A 16,593-nucleotide genomic window follows, 5' to 3' on the forward strand; every position below is an offset into this window, starting at 1 on the left:
GAAATGGTGATGCCGGGTGACAACGTCAAGATGGAAGTCACCCTGATCAACCCGGTGGCCATGGACGAAGGTCTGCGCTTCGCCATCCGCGAAGGCGGCCGTACCGTCGGCGCCGGCGTGGTCTCGAAGATCATCGAGTAAGCCTGCAGTACCGGTGGTTGCATAGCGCCGCCGGTTACGCGAATGGCGGGCCGGGAACCTCGGTCCGCCTTCGCCGTCTAAGGGAAGGCAAGTTTTCAACGTACGCCAGTAGCTCAATTGGCAGAGCAGCGGTCTCCAAAACCGCAGGTTGGGGGTTCGAGTCCCTCCTGGCGTGCCATCTGCCCACCTTATCCAGCGGCCTGGGCCGCTAAAGCAGACACAGCCGGATGAATAGCAAGATCGAACACTCCAAGGACAACTCCGCCAACGGTGGAGATATCGTCAAGTATGTCGCCGCATCGCTGCTGGTGCTGGCCGGTCTGTTCGTCTGGTTCTGGTTCTCCGCCGACTCCGGTCGCGCCGCCCAGCTGGGTGCGTGGGCGGGTCAGTTGCGTGCATTGGCGGTCGTGGTCGGTCTGGCTGGCGGTATCGGCGTGTTCATGCTGACCGGCAAGGGGCGCGACACCCGCGAATTCCTCTCCGAGTCGCGCTTCGAACTGCGCAAGGTGGTCTGGCCGACACGCCAGGAAGCCGTCCGCATGACCTGGGTCGTGATCGTCGTGGTGCTCATCCTCAGCCTGCTGCTGGGTGGCTTCGACTTCCTGATCCAGAAACTGACTCAGTGGTTCCTGAGCCGCTAAGGAGAATTGCATGAAGCGTTGGTACGTCGTTCACGCCTATTCGGGCTTCGAGAAGTCGGTGGCGCAGGCTCTGCGCGATCGCATCGTCCGTGATGGCATGGAAGAGCGCTTCGGCGACGTCCTGGTCCCGACCGAGGAAGTGGTCGAGATGCGCGCCGGCCAGAAGCGCCGTTCCGAGCGCAAGTTCTTCCCGGGTTACGTGCTGGTCCAGATCGAGACCCACGAGGAAGCCGGCATTCCGCGCATCGACAACGAAAGCTGGCATCTGGTCAAGGAAACCCCACGGGTCATGGGCTTCATCGGCGGCACCGCCGATCGCCCGCTGCCGATCGCCGATTCAGAGGCCGAGGCCATCCTGAACCGCGTTCAGGAGGGTGTCGAGAAGCCGCGTCCGAAGGTGCTGTTCGAGCCGGGCCAGATGGTCCGCGTCACCGACGGTCCGTTCAACGATTTCAATGGCGTCGTCGAAGAAGTCAACTACGAGAAGAGCCGTCTGCGCGTCTCGGTGCTGATCTTCGGTCGTGCCACTCCGGTCGAGCTCGAGTTCGGCCAGGTCGAAAAGGCCGTCTGACCTGTGCCGTCGAGTCGAGCCATGCTCGACTCCGGGGTCTGGATGGTGCGGTAGTCGGGCAAGGCTCGACTCTCCAAAGGGAACCGGGCCTGGCCCGGTTCCGTTCGTTTACCTGCCGCTTCAGGCATGTGAAGAAAAAACCTGTTATAGTGCGCGGCTCCCCGCTGGGAAAGCCAGCAGGACGAGGCCGCCGCAAGGTGGCCTTCAGCATGATTTCAAAACGCGATGCCGGGACGCGTGATTCCCGGTCCGATGGGGAGCCTGTTGTCGAAAGGCGCTAGCACCCGGAGAGCACTCACATGGCAAAGAAAGTTGTCGGTTACATCAAGCTGCAGGTGAAGGCCGGTCAGGCCAACCCCTCGCCGCCGGTCGGTCCTGCGCTGGGTCAGCGTGGCCTGAACATCATGGAATTCTGCAAGGCGTTCAACGCTGCCACGCAGAAGCTCGAGCCGGGTCTGCCGGTTCCGGTGATCATCACGGCCTATTCGGACCGTACGTTCACCTTCATCACCAAGAGCACTCCGGCTACCACCCTGCTGAAGAAGGCCGCTGGCATCTCGTCGGGCTCCAAGCGCCCGAACACCGAGAAGGTCGGCAAGGTCACCCGTAAGCAGCTGGAAGAGATCGCCAAGGCGAAGGAACCGGATCTGACTGCCGCCGACCTGGACGCCGCCGTGCGTACCATCGCTGGCTCTGCCCGTTCCATGGGCCTCGTGGTGGAGGGTTAATAAGATGGCACAGACCAAGCGTGAGAAGGCCATCAAGGCCGCCGTCGTTCCGGGCAAGGCATACGCCTTCGAGGACGCGATCAACATCCTGAAGACCGCCACCAAGGCCAAGTTCGTCGAGTCGATCGACGTTGCCGTGCGCCTGGGCGTCGATGCGAAGAAGTCCGACCAGCAGGTCCGTGGCTCCACCGTGCTGCCGGCCGGTACCGGCAAGTCGGTCCGCGTCGCCGTGTTCGCTCCGGCCGGTGCCAAGGCTGACGAAGCCCTGGCTGCTGGCGCCGACGCCGTCGGTATGGATGACCTGGCCGAGAAGATGCAGGCCGGCGATCTGAACTACGACGTCGTCATCGCGACCCCGGACGCCATGCGCGTCGTCGGTAAGCTGGGCACCGTGCTGGGCCCGCGCGGCCTGATGCCGAACCCGAAGGTCGGCACCGTTTCCCCGAACCCGGGTGAAGCCGTGAAGAACGCCAAGTCGGGTCAGGTCCGTTACCGCACCGACAAGGCCGGCATCATCCACTGCACCATCGGCAAGGCCGACTTCGCCGAAGACGCGCTGAAGTCGAACCTGACCGCGCTGCTGCTGGACCTGATCAAGGCCAAGCCGGCCACCTCGAAGGGCACCTACCTGCAGAAGGTTTCGGTCAGCTCGACGATGGGCCCGGGCGTCACCGTCGACCAGTCGTCGCTGACCCTGAAGTAATTGTTTCAAGCGGTCACGGTGCCCCGGGTGCCGTGACCGTGACATTTGAAGGCATCGCTGGCAGTGCATCGCCCGCGGTAGCCGTCAAAGACCGCAGGCGCGGTCGTGGCAATACCGGCGACGGGCATGGAAGCTCGATCTGGCAAGGAGTCGCCGCCGGAGCAGTCAGGAGCGCTTAATCGATTCCCCGGAATCACCCTGCGTAGATGGTGCCCTTCTGGAGTTTTTCTGGTTCACGCACGTCTGGGTTTCCCAGGTTGGCCCACTCCAGGTCTAGAACGGCCCACCCCCGGAACATCATCCCGATGTTCCCGGCGTCCAGGACGGATGCCGCACAGGACCGCACACGGCAGGAGCCGTAAGCGGAGTTCAATAGGAGGAGTGCAATGGCTCTCAATCTGTCCCAGAAGCAAGAAGTAGTCGCCGAGCTGGCAGACGTCGCCGCCAAGGCCCACTCCTTGATCGCAGCCGAATACGCTGGCACCACGGTCGCCCAGATGACCGCGATGCGCAAGCAGGCTCGTGAAACCGGTGTTTTCTTGAAGGTTGTCAAGAACACCCTGGCTTCGCGCGCCGTTGAAGGCACCGAGTTCGCAGTCGCCCAGGACCAGATGGTTGGTCCGCTGCTGTACGCGTTCTCGCTCGAGGAGCCCGGCGCTGCCGGTCGCCTGATCAAGGAAGCCGCCAAGGGCAACGACAAGCTGAAGGCTAAGGTCGTCGCCATCGGTGGTGAAGTGTTCCCGGCGAGCCACGTCGACGTGCTGGCATCGCTGCCGACCCGCGACCAGGCCCTGGCCATGCTGGCCCGCGTCCTGACCGAGCCGGTCACGATGTTTGCCCGCGCCATCAAGGCCGTTGGCGAGAAGCAGGGGGGTGGCGATGTCGCCGCTGACGCTGCCGAGCCGGCCGCCGAGACCGCCTGAGTTTCGACTTACCGTGGTTCCTGACGGGACCTCAATCCAGAAAATCATCCAAAGGTATTAATCATGTCCCTTACCAACGAACAGATCGTCGACGCCATCGCCGAGAAGTCCCTGATGGAAGTGATGGAGCTGGTCAAGGCCATCGAAGAGAAGTTCGGCGTCTCCGCCGCTGCTCCGGTTGCCGTGGCTGCTGCCGCTGGCCCGGCTGCTGCTGTTGAAGAGCAGACCGAATTCGTCGTCACCCTGAAGACTGCCGGCGAGAAGAAGGTCGAAGTCATCAAGGCCGTCCGCGCCATCACCGGCCTGGGCCTGAAGGAAGCGAAGGACCTGGCCGAAGCCGGCGGCGTCCTGAAGGACAACGCTTCGAAGGAAGAAGCCGAGAAGATGAAGAAGGACCTGGAAGCTGCTGGCGCGACTGTCGAAGTCAAGTAAGCAGTTACCTTGCATCGTCACCGATTCGCGGCGATGCAGCCAAGGCTGGGGGCGTAAGCCCCCGGCCTTTGGTCGTTGTAGCGGTGTTGTAGATCCGCGCCATGCGTGGATGTGAAAAAAGCAGGAAAAAGCCCAACACGGGCTGCAGTCAAACCCCGGCAGGCCAGCGCCGAGCGCGGTAGCGGGGGAGTGGTAGCAGACGAGTTGGCAGTTGGAAGTAGCGGGAGAAGGCGTGCTGGTGCCGGCAATACCAGCGACTTCCAACTGACAATTTCAAGTTCCCTTCGGATCGTGGGCGCACGATCCGCACAACAAGGTGGAAGACCTCATGACGTCCTATTCGTTCACCGAAAAAAAGCGTATCCGCAAGGATTTCGGCAAGCAGCGCTCGATTCTCGAAGTGCCGTTCCTGCTCGCCATCCAGGTGGATTCCTATCGTGAATTCCTGCAGGAAAACGTCGATCCGGCCAAGCGCACGGACCACGGCCTGCACGCTGCACTGAAGTCGGTCTTCCCGATCGCCAGCTACAGCGGCAACGCTGCCCTGGAATACGTCGGCTACAAGCTGGGCGAACCGGTCTTCGACGAGCGTGAGTGCCGCCAGCGCGGCATGAGCTACGGCGCCCCGCTGCGCGTGACCGTGCGCCTGGTGATCTACGACCGTGAGTCGTCGACCAAGGCCATCAAGTACGTGAAGGAGCAGGAGGTCTATCTGGGCGAAATCCCGCTGATGACCGAGAACGGCACCTTCATCGTCAACGGCACCGAGCGCGTCATCGTCTCCCAGCTGCACCGCTCGCCGGGCGTGTTCTTCGACCACGACCGTGGCAAGACCCACAGCTCGGGCAAGCTGCTGTACAGCGCCCGCATCATTCCTTACCGCGGCTCCTGGCTGGACTTCGAGTTCGACCCGAAGGACGCGCTGTTCACCCGTATCGACCGCCGCCGCAAGCTGCCGGTGTCGATCCTGCTGCGCGCGCTCGGCTACAGCAACGAAGAGATGCTGGCCGAGTTCTTCGAGATCAACACCTTCCACATCAACCCGGATGAAGGCGTCCAGCTGGAGCTGGTGCCGGAGCGCCTGCGTGGCGAGACCCTGGGCTTCGACCTCGCCGACGGCGACAAGGTCATCGTGGAAGCCGGCAAGCGCATCACCGCGCGTCACATCAAGCAGCTGGAAGCCTCGGGCATTGCCGCCCTGGCCGTGCCGGACGACTACATCGTCGGCCGCATCCTGTCGCACGACGTGGTCGATGCCTCGACCGGCGAACTGCTGGCCCAGGCCAACGACGAGATCACGGACGAGCAGCTGCAGGCCTTCCGCAAGGCCGGTGTGGATGCCGTGGGCACCCTGTGGGTGAACGACCTGGATCGTGGCCCGTACCTGTCCAACACCCTGCGTATCGACCCGACCAAGACCCAGCTGGAAGCCCTGGTCGAGATCTACCGCATGATGCGTCCGGGCGAGCCGCCGACCAAGGACGCCGCGCAGAACCTGTTCCACAACCTGTTCTTCACCTTCGAGCGCTACGACCTGTCCGCGGTCGGCCGCATGAAGTTCAACCGTCGCGTGGGCCGCAAGGAAACCACCGGCGAAGCCGTGCTGTACGACAGCAAGTACTTCGGCGAGCGCAACGACGAAGAGTCCAAGCGCCTGGTCGCTGCCCACGGCGAAAGCTCCGACATCCTGGACGTGATCAAGGTCCTGACCGAGATCCGCAACGGTCGCGGCGTGGTCGACGACATCGATCACCTGGGCAACCGCCGCGTGCGTTCGGTCGGCGAAATGGCCGAGAACGTGTTCCGCGTCGGCCTGGTCCGCGTCGAGCGTGCGGTCAAGGAGCGCCTGTCGATGGCCGAGTCGGAAGGCCTGACCCCGCAGGAACTGATCAACGCCAAGCCGGTCGCCGCTGCCATCAAGGAGTTCTTCGGCTCGTCGCAGCTGTCGCAGTTCATGGACCAGAACAACCCGCTGTCGGAAGTGACCCACAAGCGTCGCGTCTCGGCCCTGGGCCCGGGCGGCCTGACCCGTGAGCGCGCCGGCTTCGAAGTGCGCGACGTGCACCCGACCCATTACGGCCGCGTCTGCACCATCGAAACCCCGGAAGGCCCGAACATCGGCCTGATCAACTCGCTGGCCGTGTACGCCCGCACCAACAAGTACGGTTTCCTCGAGACCCCGTACCGCAAGGTCGTGGACGGCAAGGTCTATGACGAAGTCGAGTTCCTGTCGGCCATTGAAGAGAACGAGTACGTCATTGCGCAGGCCAACGCGCTGACCGACGCCAAGGGCACCCTGACCGAGCAGTTCGTTCCGTGCCGCTTCCAGGGCGAATCGCTGCTGAAGCCGCCGGCGGAAGTCCACTTCATGGACGTTTCGCCGATGCAGACCGTCTCGATCGCGGCCGCGCTGGTTCCGTTCCTGGAGCACGATGACGCGAACCGCGCACTGATGGGCGCCAACATGCAGCGTCAGGCCGTGCCGACCCTGCGTTCGCAGAAGCCGCTGGTCGGCACCGGCATCGAGCGCGCCGTGGCGCGTGACTCGGGTGTGACCGTGAACGCCCGTCGTGGTGGTGAGATCGTGCAGATCGACGCCGCCCGCATCGTGGTCAAGGTCAACGAGGAAGAGATCGTTGGCGCCACCGACGCCGGCGTGGACATCTACAACCTGGTCAAGTACACCCGGTCGAACCAGAACACCTGCATCAACCAGCGTCCGCTGGTCCAGGTGGGTGACGTCATCGCCCGCGGCGACGTGCTGGCCGACGGTCCGTCCACCGACATCGGCGAGCTGGCCCTGGGCCAGAACATGCTGATCGCGTTCATGCCGTGGAACGGCTACAACTTCGAAGACTCCATCCTGCTCTCCGAGCGTGTGGTGGAAGAGGATCGCTACACCACGATCCACATCGAAGAGCTGACCTGCGTCGCGCGTGACACCAAGCTGGGGCCGGAGGAAATCTCCGCCGACATCCCGAACGTCTCCGAGCAGGCGCTGAACCGCCTGGACGAGAGCGGCGTGGTGTACATCGGTGCAGAAGTGCGCGCTGGCGACATCCTGGTCGGCAAGGTCACCCCGAAGGGCGAAAGCCAGCTGACCCCGGAAGAGAAGCTGCTGCGCGCGATCTTCGGCGAGAAGGCTTCGGACGTTAAGGACAGCTCGCTGCGCGTTCCGCCGGGCATGGACGGCACCGTCATCGACGTGCAGGTCTTCACCCGCGACGGCATCGAGAAGGACAAGCGCGCCCGCCAGATCGAAGAGTCCGAAATCAAGCGCGTCAAGAAGGACTTCGATGACCAGTTCCGCATCCTGGAAGCGGCCATCTACATGCGTCTGCGTTCGCAGATCGTGGGCAAGGTGGTCAATGGTGGTGCTGGCCTGAAGAAGGGTGACGTGATCACCGACGCCTTCCTCGACGGCCTGAAGAAGTCTGACTGGTTCGCCCTGCGCATGAAGGACGAGGACGCCTCGGAAGCCATCGAGCGCGCCCAGAAGCAGATCCAGGCGCACGAGAAGGAATTCGAGCGTCGCTTCGCCGACAAGCGCGGCAAGATCACCGCGGGCGACGATCTCGCCCCGGGCGTGCTGAAGATGGTCAAGGTGTTCCTGGCGGTGAAGCGCCGCATCCAGCCGGGCGACAAGATGGCAGGCCGCCACGGCAACAAGGGTGTGGTGTCCAACGTGGTGCCGGTCGAGGACATGCCGTACATGGCCTCGGGCGAGACCGTGGACATCGTGCTGAACCCGCTGGGCGTGCCGTCGCGCATGAACATCGGCCAGATCCTGGAAGTGCACCTGGGCTGGGCCGCCAAGGGTCTGGGTCGCAAGATCCAGGCGATGCTGGAAGCCCAGGCGGCGGTCGCCGACCTGCGCAAGTTCCTGGACGACATCTACAACCACGACGACACCAACGTGGCCAACCGTGTCGACCTGTCGCAGTTCAGCGACGAGGAGCTGCTGCGCCTGGCCCGCAACCTGACCGACGGCGTGCCGATGGCCACCCCGGTGTTCGACGGCGCCACCGAAGCGGAAATCAAGCGCATGCTGGAACTGGCCGACCTGCCGAGCAGTGGCCAGACCCAGCTGTACGACGGCCGCACCGGTGAAGCATTCGACCGCCATACCACCGTCGGTTACATGCACTACCTGAAGCTGAACCACCTGGTCGACGACAAGATGCACGCCCGTTCGACCGGTCCGTACTCGCTCGTCACCCAGCAGCCGCTGGGCGGCAAGGCGCAGTTCGGCGGCCAGCGCTTCGGTGAAATGGAAGTCTGGGCGCTGGAAGCCTACGGCGCGGCCTACACCCTGCAGGAAATGCTGACGGTGAAGTCCGATGACGTGCAGGGCCGCAACCAGATGTACAAGAACATCGTCGACGGCGAGCACGAGATGGTCGCGGGCATGCCGGAATCCTTCAACGTGCTCGTGAAGGAAATCCGCTCGCTGGCCATCAACATGGAACTGGAAGACAACTGATCCATGCCGGCGCGGCGGTCCGCCGCCGCGCCGCTGGCAGTGAACTGAAAGCCCATCGACACAGCATTCCTCCTTCTGGAGAACACCATGAAAGACCTGCTCAACCTCTTCAACCAGCAGCGCCAGACGCTGGACTTCGACGCGATCAAGATCGCGCTGGCCTCGCCGGACCTGATCCGTTCGTGGTCCTTCGGCGAAGTGAAGAAGCCGGAAACCATCAACTACCGTACCTTCAAGCCGGAACGCGACGGCCTGTTCTGCGCCGCCATCTTCGGCCCGGTGAAGGACTACGAGTGCCTGTGCGGCAAGTACAAGCGCATGAAGCACCGCGGCGTGGTCTGCGAAAAGTGCGGCACCGAAGTGACCCTGGCCAAGGTGCGCCGCGAGCGCATGGGCCACATCGACCTGGCCTCGCCGGTCGCGCACATCTGGTTCCTCAAGTCGCTGCCGTCGCGCATCGGCCTGATGCTGGACATGACCCTGCGCGACATCGAGCGCGTGCTGTACTTCGAAGCGTACGTGGTGACCGAGCCGGGCCTGACCGCCCTGGAGCGCCGCCAGCTGCTGACCGAGGAACAGTACCTGCAGGCGCGCCAGGAACACGGTGACGACTTCGACGCCGCCATGGGCGCCGAGGCCGTCTACGAACTGCTGCGCACGATCGACCTGCAGTCCGAGATGACCCGCCTGCGCGAGGAAATCGCCGCTACCGGTTCGGAAACCAAGCTCAAGCGCCTCACCAAGCGCATCAAGCTGATCGAAGCCTTCCTGGAATCGGGCAACCGTCCGGAATGGATGGTCATGACCGTGCTGCCGGTGCTGCCGCCGGACCTGCGTCCGCTGGTCCCGCTGGATGGCGGCCGCTTCGCGACCTCCGACCTGAACGACCTGTACCGCCGCGTCATCAACCGCAACAACCGCCTGCGCCGCCTGCTCGAACTGAGCGCGCCGGACATCATCGTGCGCAATGAAAAGCGCATGCTGCAGGAATCGGTCGATGCACTGCTGGACAACGGCCGCCGCGGTCGTGCCATCACCGGCACCAACAAGCGCCCGCTGAAGTCGCTGGCCGACATGATCAAGGGCAAGCAGGGCCGCTTCCGCCAGAACCTGCTCGGCAAGCGCGTCGACTACTCGGGCCGTTCGGTCATCGTGGTCGGCCCGTACCTGCGCCTGCACCAGTGCGGCCTGCCGAAGAAGATGGCGCTTGAGCTGTTCAAGCCGTTCGTCTTCGCCAAGCTGCAGCGTCGTGGCCTGGCCACCACCATCAAGGCTGCCAAGAAGCTGGTCGAGCGCGAAGAAGCCGAAGTCTGGGACATCCTGGAAGAGGTCATCCGCGAGCATCCGGTGATGCTGAACCGTGCGCCGACCCTGCACCGTCTGGGCATCCAGGCGTTCGAGCCGGTACTGATCGAGGGCAAGGCCATCCAGCTGCACCCGCTGGTCTGCACCGCGTTCAACGCCGACTTCGACGGTGACCAGATGGCCGTCCACGTGCCGCTCTCGCTGGAAGCCCAGCTGGAAGCGCGTGCGCTGATGATGTCGACCAACAACATCCTGTCGCCGGCCAACGGTGAGCCGATCATCGTGCCGTCGCAGGACGTCGTGCTGGGTCTGTACTACATGACCCGCTCGCTGGAGAACAAGAAGGGCGAGGGCATGGCCTTCGCCAACATCGCCGAAGTCAAGCGCGCCTACGACAACCGCGTGGTGGAACTGCACGCCAAGGTCAAGGTCCGCATCACCGAGGTGGTGACCGACGGAGACGGCAACAAGCAGAACAAGACCTCGATCGTGGACACCACGATCGGTCGCGCCCTGCTGGCTGAAATCCTGCCGGAAGGCCTGCCGTTCGCGCTGGCCAATGTCGAGCTGACCAAGAAGAACATCAGCCGCCTGATCAACTCCAGCTACCGTCAGCTCGGCCTGAAGGACACGGTCGTGTTCGCCGACAAGTTGATGTACACCGGTTTCGCCTATGCGACCCGCGCCGGCGTCTCGATCGGCATCGACGACATGCTGATCCCGGACGAGAAGAAGGGCATCCTCACCGAGGCCGAAGCCGAAGTGCTGGAGATCCAGGAGCAGTACCAGTCGGGCCTGGTCACCGCCGGCGAGCGCTACAACAAGGTGGTCGACATCTGGTCGCGCACCAACGAGCGCATCGCCAAGGCGATGATGGACACCATCGGTACCGAGAAGGTCGTCAATGCCAAGGGCGAGACCATCGACCAGAAGTCGATGAACTCGCTGTACATCATGGCCGACTCCGGTGCGCGTGGTTCGCAGGCGCAGATCCGTCAGCTGGCCGGCATGCGTGGCCTGATGGCCCGCCCGGACGGCTCGATCATCGAGACGCCCATCAAGGCGAACTTCCGTGAAGGCCTGAACGTGCAGGAGTACTTCAACTCCACCCACGGTGCCCGTAAGGGTCTGGCCGATACCGCGCTGAAGACCGCGAACTCCGGTTACCTGACCCGTCGCCTGGTCGACGTGGCGCAGGACGTGGTGATCACCGAAGTGGATTGCGGTACCACCGAAGGCCTGACCATGACCCCGATCGTGGAAGGCGGCGACGTGGTCGAGCCGCTGAAGGATCGCGTGCTGGGCCGCGTGGTTGCCGAGGACGTGTTCCTGCCGGGCAACGACGAAGATCCGATCGTCACCCGCAACACCCTGCTGGACGAAGCCTGGGTTGCCAAGCTGGAAGATGCCGGCGTGCAGACCATCAAGGTCCGCTCGACCATCTCCTGTGAATCGGCCTTCGGTGTCTGCTCGCGCTGCTACGGCCGCGACCTGGCCCGTGGCCACCTGGTCAACATCGGTGAAGCGGTCGGCGTCATCGCCGCCCAGTCCATCGGTGAGCCGGGTACCCAGCTGACCATGCGTACGTTCCACATCGGTGGTGCGGCGTCGCGAGCTGCTGCGGTCGACAACATCACCGTCAAGACCACCGGCTCGGTCAAGTTCAGCAACCTCAAGTCGGTCGAGCACGCCAACGGCTCGCTGGTGGCGGTGTCGCGCTCGGGCGAAATCTCGGTGCTCGATGCGCACGGCCGTGAGCGTGAGCGTTACAAGCTGCCGTACGGTGCAACCATCACGTCCAAGGACGGCGATGCGATCAAGGCGGGCCAGACCGTGGCCAACTGGGATCCGCATAACCACCCGATCGTGTCGGAAGTGGCCGGCTTCATCCGCTTCATCGACTTCGTCGACGGCATCACCGTCATCGAGAAGACCGACGAGCTGACCGGCCTGGCGTCGCGCGAAATCACCGATCCGAAGCGTCGTGGTACCCAGGCCAAGGACCTGCGCCCGATCGTGCGCATCGTCGACGCCAAGGGCAACGACCTGTCGATCCCGGGTACCGACCTGCCGGCGCAGTACCTGCTGCCGCCGCGTTCGATCGTCAACCTGCAGGACGGCGCCCCGGTGGGCGTGGGCGACGTTGTCGCCAAGATCCCGCAGGAAGCGTCGAAGACCCGCGACATCACCGGTGGTCTGCCGCGCGTGGCCGACCTGTTCGAAGCGCGCAAGCCGAAGGATCCGGCGGTGCTGGCCGAGCGTTCGGGCATCATCAGCTTCGGCAAGGACACCAAGGGCAAGCAGCGCCTGATCATCAAGGACACCGATGGTTCGGAGCACGAAGAGCTGATCCCGAAGTACCGCCAGGTCATCGTGTTCGAAGGCGAGCATGTCACCAAGGGTGAAACCATCGTGGACGGCGAGCCGAGCCCGCAGGACATCCTGCGCCTGCTGGGTGTCGAGCCGCTGGCTGCCTACCTGGTCAAGGAAATCCAGGACGTGTACCGCCTGCAGGGCGTGAAGATCAACGACAAGCACATCGAGGTGATCACCCGCCAGATGCTGCGCAAGGTCGAGATCACCGACCAGGGCAGCAGCAAGTTCCTGAACGGCGAACAGGTGGAGCGCCAGCGCGTTATCGAGGAGAATGCGCGCCTGTCGACCCGCAACGAACTGCCGGCGCGCTTCGATCCGGTCCTGCTGGGTATCACCAAGGCCTCGCTGGCGACCGAATCGTTCATCTCGGCGGCCTCCTTCCAGGAGACCACCCGAGTGCTGACCGAGGCTGCCGTCCGCGGTACCAAGGACAACCTGCGTGGCCTGAAGGAAAACGTCATCGTCGGCCGCCTGATTCCGGCCGGTACCGGCCTGTCCTACCACAGCAGCCGCCGTCGCGGCGCTTCCGGTCTCACCGACTCGGAAATGCAGACCCTGGCCGGCACCCCGGCTGCGGTCGAGTCCCCGGTGGTTGAAGCCGAAGCTGAACAGGCCTCGGGCGAAGAATGAGGTATCCGGTCCGGCCGCAAGGCCGGACCACCCCGTCGGTCCATCGATGGGATTGGGAAAGGGCAGGGGAGATCGTCCGCGATCGACCCAGCCAACCTGAACGGGGTACATGGAGGCCCCCCAGTAACGTCCCGGGATCAGGGACGGGCTTGACAGGAGGCGTTTGACTGCTTTCCTTGCAGGTTGCTACAATCGTCTGTCTCAGCAGGCCAAAATTTCGGCCTGCTTTAACATTTCCGCATCTCTGGCCGGATTTTCCGGCCACCAATCAGAAGAACCTACTGATGGCGACGATCAACCAGCTGGTCCGCAAGCCGCGGCAAGCGACCACCTACAAGAGTGCCTCGCCGGCGCTCGACAAGTGCCCGCAGCGCCGTGGCGTCTGCACCCGTGTCTACACCACCACTCCGAAGAAGCCGAACTCGGCTCTGCGCAAGGTTGCCAAGGTCCGCCTGACCAACCAGGAAGAAGTGATTTCCTACATCGGTGGTGAAGGCCACAACCTGCAGGAGCACTCCGTGGTCCTGATCCGCGGCGGTCGCGTCAAGGACCTGCCGGGTGTGCGTTACCACACCGTTCGTGGCTCGCTCGACGCCGCCGGCGTTGCCAAGCGTCGCCAGGCCCGTTCCAAGTACGGCGCCAAGCGTCCGAAGGCATAAGGAGAGAGCACTATGTCGCGTAAGGGTAATACTCCGCAGCGTTCCGTCCTGCCCGATCCGAAGCACGGAAGCGAAACCATCGCCCGTTTCATCAACATGGTCATGCAGAGCGGCAAGAAGTCCGTCGCCGAAAAGATCGTGTACGGCGCCATGGACGTGATCACCGAGAAGAACAGCAGCGCCAACGCCATTGAACTGGTGCAGAAGGCTCTGGACAACGTCGCTCCGGCGGTCGAAGTCAAGTCGCGCCGCGTCGGTGGTGCCACCTACCAGGTGCCGGTCGAAGTGCGTTCGTCGCGCAAGATGGCCCTGGCCATGCGCTGGCTGATCGACTCCGCGCGCAAGCGTGGTGAGAACACCATGCCGAAGAAGCTGGCTGCTGAACTGATCGACGCCTCGGAAAACCGCGGCGGCGCCATCAAGAAGCGCGAAGAAACCCACCGCATGGCCGAAGCCAACAAGGCATTCGCCCACTACCGCTGGTGAGTTTGACGGCCTTGTAAAACAGGCAGGGCAGCACCACTTCGGTGCGTGCTGCCTCGCGGTCCCAGAAGGACTGCGCCAATCCGAAGGCCGCCGAAAGGCGGCGTTCGGCCATCCGAAATCCAAGAAATCTGAGAGGCTCCCGTGGCCCGTTCCACTCCCATCGAGCGTTACCGTAACTTCGGCATCATGGCTCACATCGATGCCGGCAAGACCACCACGTCCGAGCGCATCCTGTTCTACACCGGCAAGAGCCACAAGATCGGTGAAGTGCACGACGGCGCCGCCACCATGGACTGGATGGAGCAGGAGCAGGAGCGTGGCATCACGATCCAGTCCGCTGCCACCACCGCGTTCTGGAAGGGCATGGACAAGTCCCTGCCGGAGCACCGCTTCAACATCATCGACACCCCCGGGCACGTCGACTTCACCATCGAAGTGGAGCGTTCGCTGCGCGTGCTCGACGGTGCCGTCTTCGTCCTGTGTGCCGTCGGTGGCGTGCAGCCGCAGTCGGAAACCGTGTGGCGCCAGGCCAACAAGTACCACGTGCCGCGCATCGCGTTCGTCAACAAGATGGACCGCACCGGTGCCAACTTCCAGAAGGTCGTCGGCCAGCTGAAGGCCAAGCTGGGTGCGGTTGCCGTGCCGATGCAGCTGCCGATCGGCGCTGAAGACAACTTCAAGGGCGTCGTCGACCTGCTGAAGATGAAGGCCATCCACTGGGATGAAGCTTCGCAGGGCATGAAGTTCGAATACAGCGACATTCCGGCCGAACTGCAGGGCCCGGCTGAAGAGGCTCGCCAGTTCATGGTCGAGACCGCTGCCGAAGCCAGCGAAGAGCTGATGGAAAAGTACCTGGGCGGCGAAGAGCTGGCCGAGGCTGAAATCATCAGCGCCCTGCGTACCCGCACCCTGGCCACCGAGATCGTGCCGATGTACTGCGGCTCGGCCTTCAAGAACAAGGGTGTGCAGGCCATGCTGGACGGCGTGATCCAGCTGCTGCCGTCGCCGGTCGACGTGCCGGACGTGAAGGGCGTGGACGTTGACGACGACACCGTCGAAATGACCCGCAAGTCGGACGACAAGGCTCCGTTCTCGTCGCTGGCCTTCAAGATCATCACCGACCCGTTCGTCGGCGCGCTGACCTTCTTCCGTGTCTACTCGGGCACCCTGAACGGTGGCGACACCGTGCTGAACTCGGTGAAGGGCAAGAAGGAGCGCATCGGCCGCATCCTGCAGATGCACTCGAACAACCGCGAGGAAATCAAGGAAGTTCTGGCCGGTGACATCGCCGCTGCCGTGGGCCTGAAGGACACCACCACCGGTGACACCCTGTGCGCCGTGGACGCCCCGATCATCCTGGAGCGCATGACGTTCCCGGAGCCGGTGATCTCGATGGCCGTCGAGCCGAAGACCAAGTCGGACCAGGAAAAGATGGGCCTGGCCCTGGGCCGTCTGGCCCAGGAAGATCCGTCGTTCCGCGTCAAGACCGACGAAGAATCCGGCCAGACCATCATCTCGGGCATGGGCGAGCTGCACCTGGACATCATCGTTGACCGCCTGAAGCGCGAGTTCAACGTTGAAGCCAACGTCGGTGCGCCGCAGGTGGCCTACCGCGAAACCATCACCCTGGCTGACGTCAAGTCGGACTACAAGCACGCCAAGCAGTCCGGTGGTAAGGGTCAGTACGGTCACGTCGTGATCGAACTGTCGCCGATCACTGCTGCCGACCGTGCCGATCCGAAGATCGCTCCGATGATCAAGGACGACTTCCTGTTCATCAACGACATCACCGGCGGCGTGATCCCGAAGGAATTCATCCCGTCGGTCGAGAAGGGCCTGCGCGAAACCATCACCAGCGGCCCGCTGGCTGGCTTCCCGGTCGTGGACGTCAAGGTGAAGCTGGTGTTCGGTTCGTACCACGACGTCGACTCCTCGGAAATGGCGTTCAAGCTGGCTTCGTCGATGGCCTTCAAGCAGGGCTTCGCCAAGGCCAAGCCGGTGCTGCTGGAGCCGATCATGAAGGTCGAGATCGTGACCCCGGAGGATTACCAGGGTGACGTGATGGGCGACGTCAGCCGTCGTCGCGGCGTGCTGCAGGGCTCCGACACCACCGGTGACGGTTCGGCCAGCATCATCAACGCGATGATCCCGCTGGGTGAAATGTTCGGCTACGCCACTGCACTGCGTTCGCAGACCCAGGGCCGCGCCACCTTCACCATGGAATTCGATCACTACGAGCCGGCTCCGACCAACATCGCCGAAGCCGTCATGAAGAAGGGCTGAGCCTCGCTCAGCCGCTCTTGAAACCACTTACGAACAATCAAGGTATAGAACAATGGCAAAGGGTAAGTTCGAACGCACCAAGCCGCACGTTAACGTCGGCACCATCGGTCACGTCGACCACGGCAAGACCACGCTGACCGCCGCACTGACCAAGATCGGTGCCGAGCGCTTCGGTGGCGAGTTCAAGGACTACTCCTCGATCGACGCCGCGCCGGAAGAAAAGGCGCGTGGC

General features: G+C 63.5%; 13 protein-coding genes and 1 tRNA gene. All 14 read left to right on the forward strand.

The window, feature by feature from the left end:
• Nucleotides 1-141 (forward strand): EF-Tu C-terminal domain-related protein (locus tag AC5P74_RS19895; RefSeq protein WP_495204990.1); only part of this gene is annotated, 141 nt, incomplete at its 5' end.
• Nucleotides 142-243: 102 nt separating this feature from the next.
• Nucleotides 244-319 (forward strand) — tRNA-Trp (locus AC5P74_RS19900).
• Between the two features lie 49 nt (nucleotides 320-368).
• On the forward strand, nucleotides 369-782 hold the full coding sequence (gene secE / locus AC5P74_RS19905; protein WP_346607703.1) for a preprotein translocase subunit SecE: 414 nt from the start codon (nucleotides 369-371) through the stop codon (nucleotides 780-782).
• A 10-nt stretch (nucleotides 783-792) separates the two neighbouring features.
• Nucleotides 793-1,353, forward strand: coding sequence for a transcription termination/antitermination protein NusG (nusG, locus tag AC5P74_RS19910; protein ID WP_004154362.1), 561 nt, complete (start codon nucleotides 793-795; stop codon nucleotides 1,351-1,353).
• A gap of 299 nt (nucleotides 1,354-1,652) precedes the next feature.
• Complete coding sequence (gene rplK, locus AC5P74_RS19915) at nucleotides 1,653-2,081, forward strand: 50S ribosomal protein L11 (protein WP_004145248.1); 429 nt, start codon at nucleotides 1,653-1,655, stop codon at nucleotides 2,079-2,081.
• 4 nt (nucleotides 2,082-2,085) lie between these two features.
• Nucleotides 2,086-2,784 carry a 50S ribosomal protein L1 gene (gene rplA / locus AC5P74_RS19920; protein WP_005415407.1) on the forward strand — a complete coding sequence of 233 codons (699 nt, stop codon included), beginning with the start codon at nucleotides 2,086-2,088 and terminating at the stop codon, nucleotides 2,782-2,784.
• A gap of 386 nt (nucleotides 2,785-3,170) precedes the next feature.
• The gene (gene rplJ, locus AC5P74_RS19925) at nucleotides 3,171-3,707 is read left to right on the forward strand and encodes a 50S ribosomal protein L10 (protein WP_005408203.1); all 537 of its coding nucleotides are present in this window, start codon (nucleotides 3,171-3,173) and stop codon (nucleotides 3,705-3,707) included.
• Nucleotides 3,708-3,770: 63 nt separating this feature from the next.
• Nucleotides 3,771-4,139 (forward strand): 50S ribosomal protein L7/L12, encoded by a 369-nt coding sequence (rplL, locus tag AC5P74_RS19930; RefSeq protein WP_005415408.1) that lies wholly within the window; start codon nucleotides 3,771-3,773, stop codon nucleotides 4,137-4,139.
• 328 nt (nucleotides 4,140-4,467) lie between these two features.
• A complete protein-coding gene (gene rpoB / locus AC5P74_RS19935; protein WP_005415409.1) occupies nucleotides 4,468-8,622 on the forward strand; it encodes a DNA-directed RNA polymerase subunit beta in 4,155 nt (1,384 codons plus the stop codon).
• An 87-nt stretch (nucleotides 8,623-8,709) separates the two neighbouring features.
• Nucleotides 8,710-12,933, forward strand: a complete 4,224-nt coding sequence (gene rpoC / locus AC5P74_RS19940; protein WP_346607702.1) for a DNA-directed RNA polymerase subunit beta' — start codon at nucleotides 8,710-8,712, stop codon at nucleotides 12,931-12,933.
• A gap of 284 nt (nucleotides 12,934-13,217) precedes the next feature.
• Nucleotides 13,218-13,592, forward strand: coding sequence for a 30S ribosomal protein S12 (gene rpsL, locus AC5P74_RS19945; protein WP_004145320.1), 375 nt, complete (start codon nucleotides 13,218-13,220; stop codon nucleotides 13,590-13,592).
• A gap of 12 nt (nucleotides 13,593-13,604) precedes the next feature.
• Entirely contained in the window at nucleotides 13,605-14,078 is a 474-nt protein-coding gene (gene rpsG, locus AC5P74_RS19950; protein WP_004145321.1) for a 30S ribosomal protein S7, read from the forward strand.
• 141 nt (nucleotides 14,079-14,219) lie between these two features.
• Complete coding sequence (fusA, locus tag AC5P74_RS19955) at nucleotides 14,220-16,361, forward strand: elongation factor G (RefSeq protein WP_005415411.1); 2,142 nt, start codon at nucleotides 14,220-14,222, stop codon at nucleotides 16,359-16,361.
• A 52-nt stretch (nucleotides 16,362-16,413) separates the two neighbouring features.
• A partial coding sequence (locus AC5P74_RS19960) for a GTP-binding protein (protein WP_227843741.1) occupies nucleotides 16,414-16,593 on the forward strand: 180 nt, incomplete at its 3' end.

The sequence above is a fragment of the Stenotrophomonas sp. YJH_SMC_94-11 genome, from assembly GCF_059370435.1.

Bases quoted from the DNA above. Each gene is read 5' to 3' on its own strand.
- secE (WP_346607703.1), top strand. From the start codon at position 369: ATGAATAGCAAGATCGAACACTCCAAGGACAACTCCGCCAACGGTGGA.
- nusG (WP_004154362.1), top strand. From the start codon at position 793: ATGAAGCGTTGGTACGTCGTTCACGCCTATTCGGGCTTCGAGAAGTCG.
- rplK (WP_004145248.1), top strand. From the start codon at position 1,653: ATGGCAAAGAAAGTTGTCGGTTACATCAAGCTGCAGGTGAAGGCCGGT.
- rplA (WP_005415407.1), top strand. From the start codon at position 2,086: ATGGCACAGACCAAGCGTGAGAAGGCCATCAAGGCCGCCGTCGTTCCG.
- rplJ (WP_005408203.1), top strand. From the start codon at position 3,171: ATGGCTCTCAATCTGTCCCAGAAGCAAGAAGTAGTCGCCGAGCTGGCA.
- rplL (WP_005415408.1), top strand. From the start codon at position 3,771: ATGTCCCTTACCAACGAACAGATCGTCGACGCCATCGCCGAGAAGTCC.
- rpoB (WP_005415409.1), top strand. From the start codon at position 4,468: ATGACGTCCTATTCGTTCACCGAAAAAAAGCGTATCCGCAAGGATTTC.
- rpoC (WP_346607702.1), top strand. From the start codon at position 8,710: ATGAAAGACCTGCTCAACCTCTTCAACCAGCAGCGCCAGACGCTGGAC.
- rpsL (WP_004145320.1), top strand. From the start codon at position 13,218: ATGGCGACGATCAACCAGCTGGTCCGCAAGCCGCGGCAAGCGACCACC.
- rpsG (WP_004145321.1), top strand. From the start codon at position 13,605: ATGTCGCGTAAGGGTAATACTCCGCAGCGTTCCGTCCTGCCCGATCCG.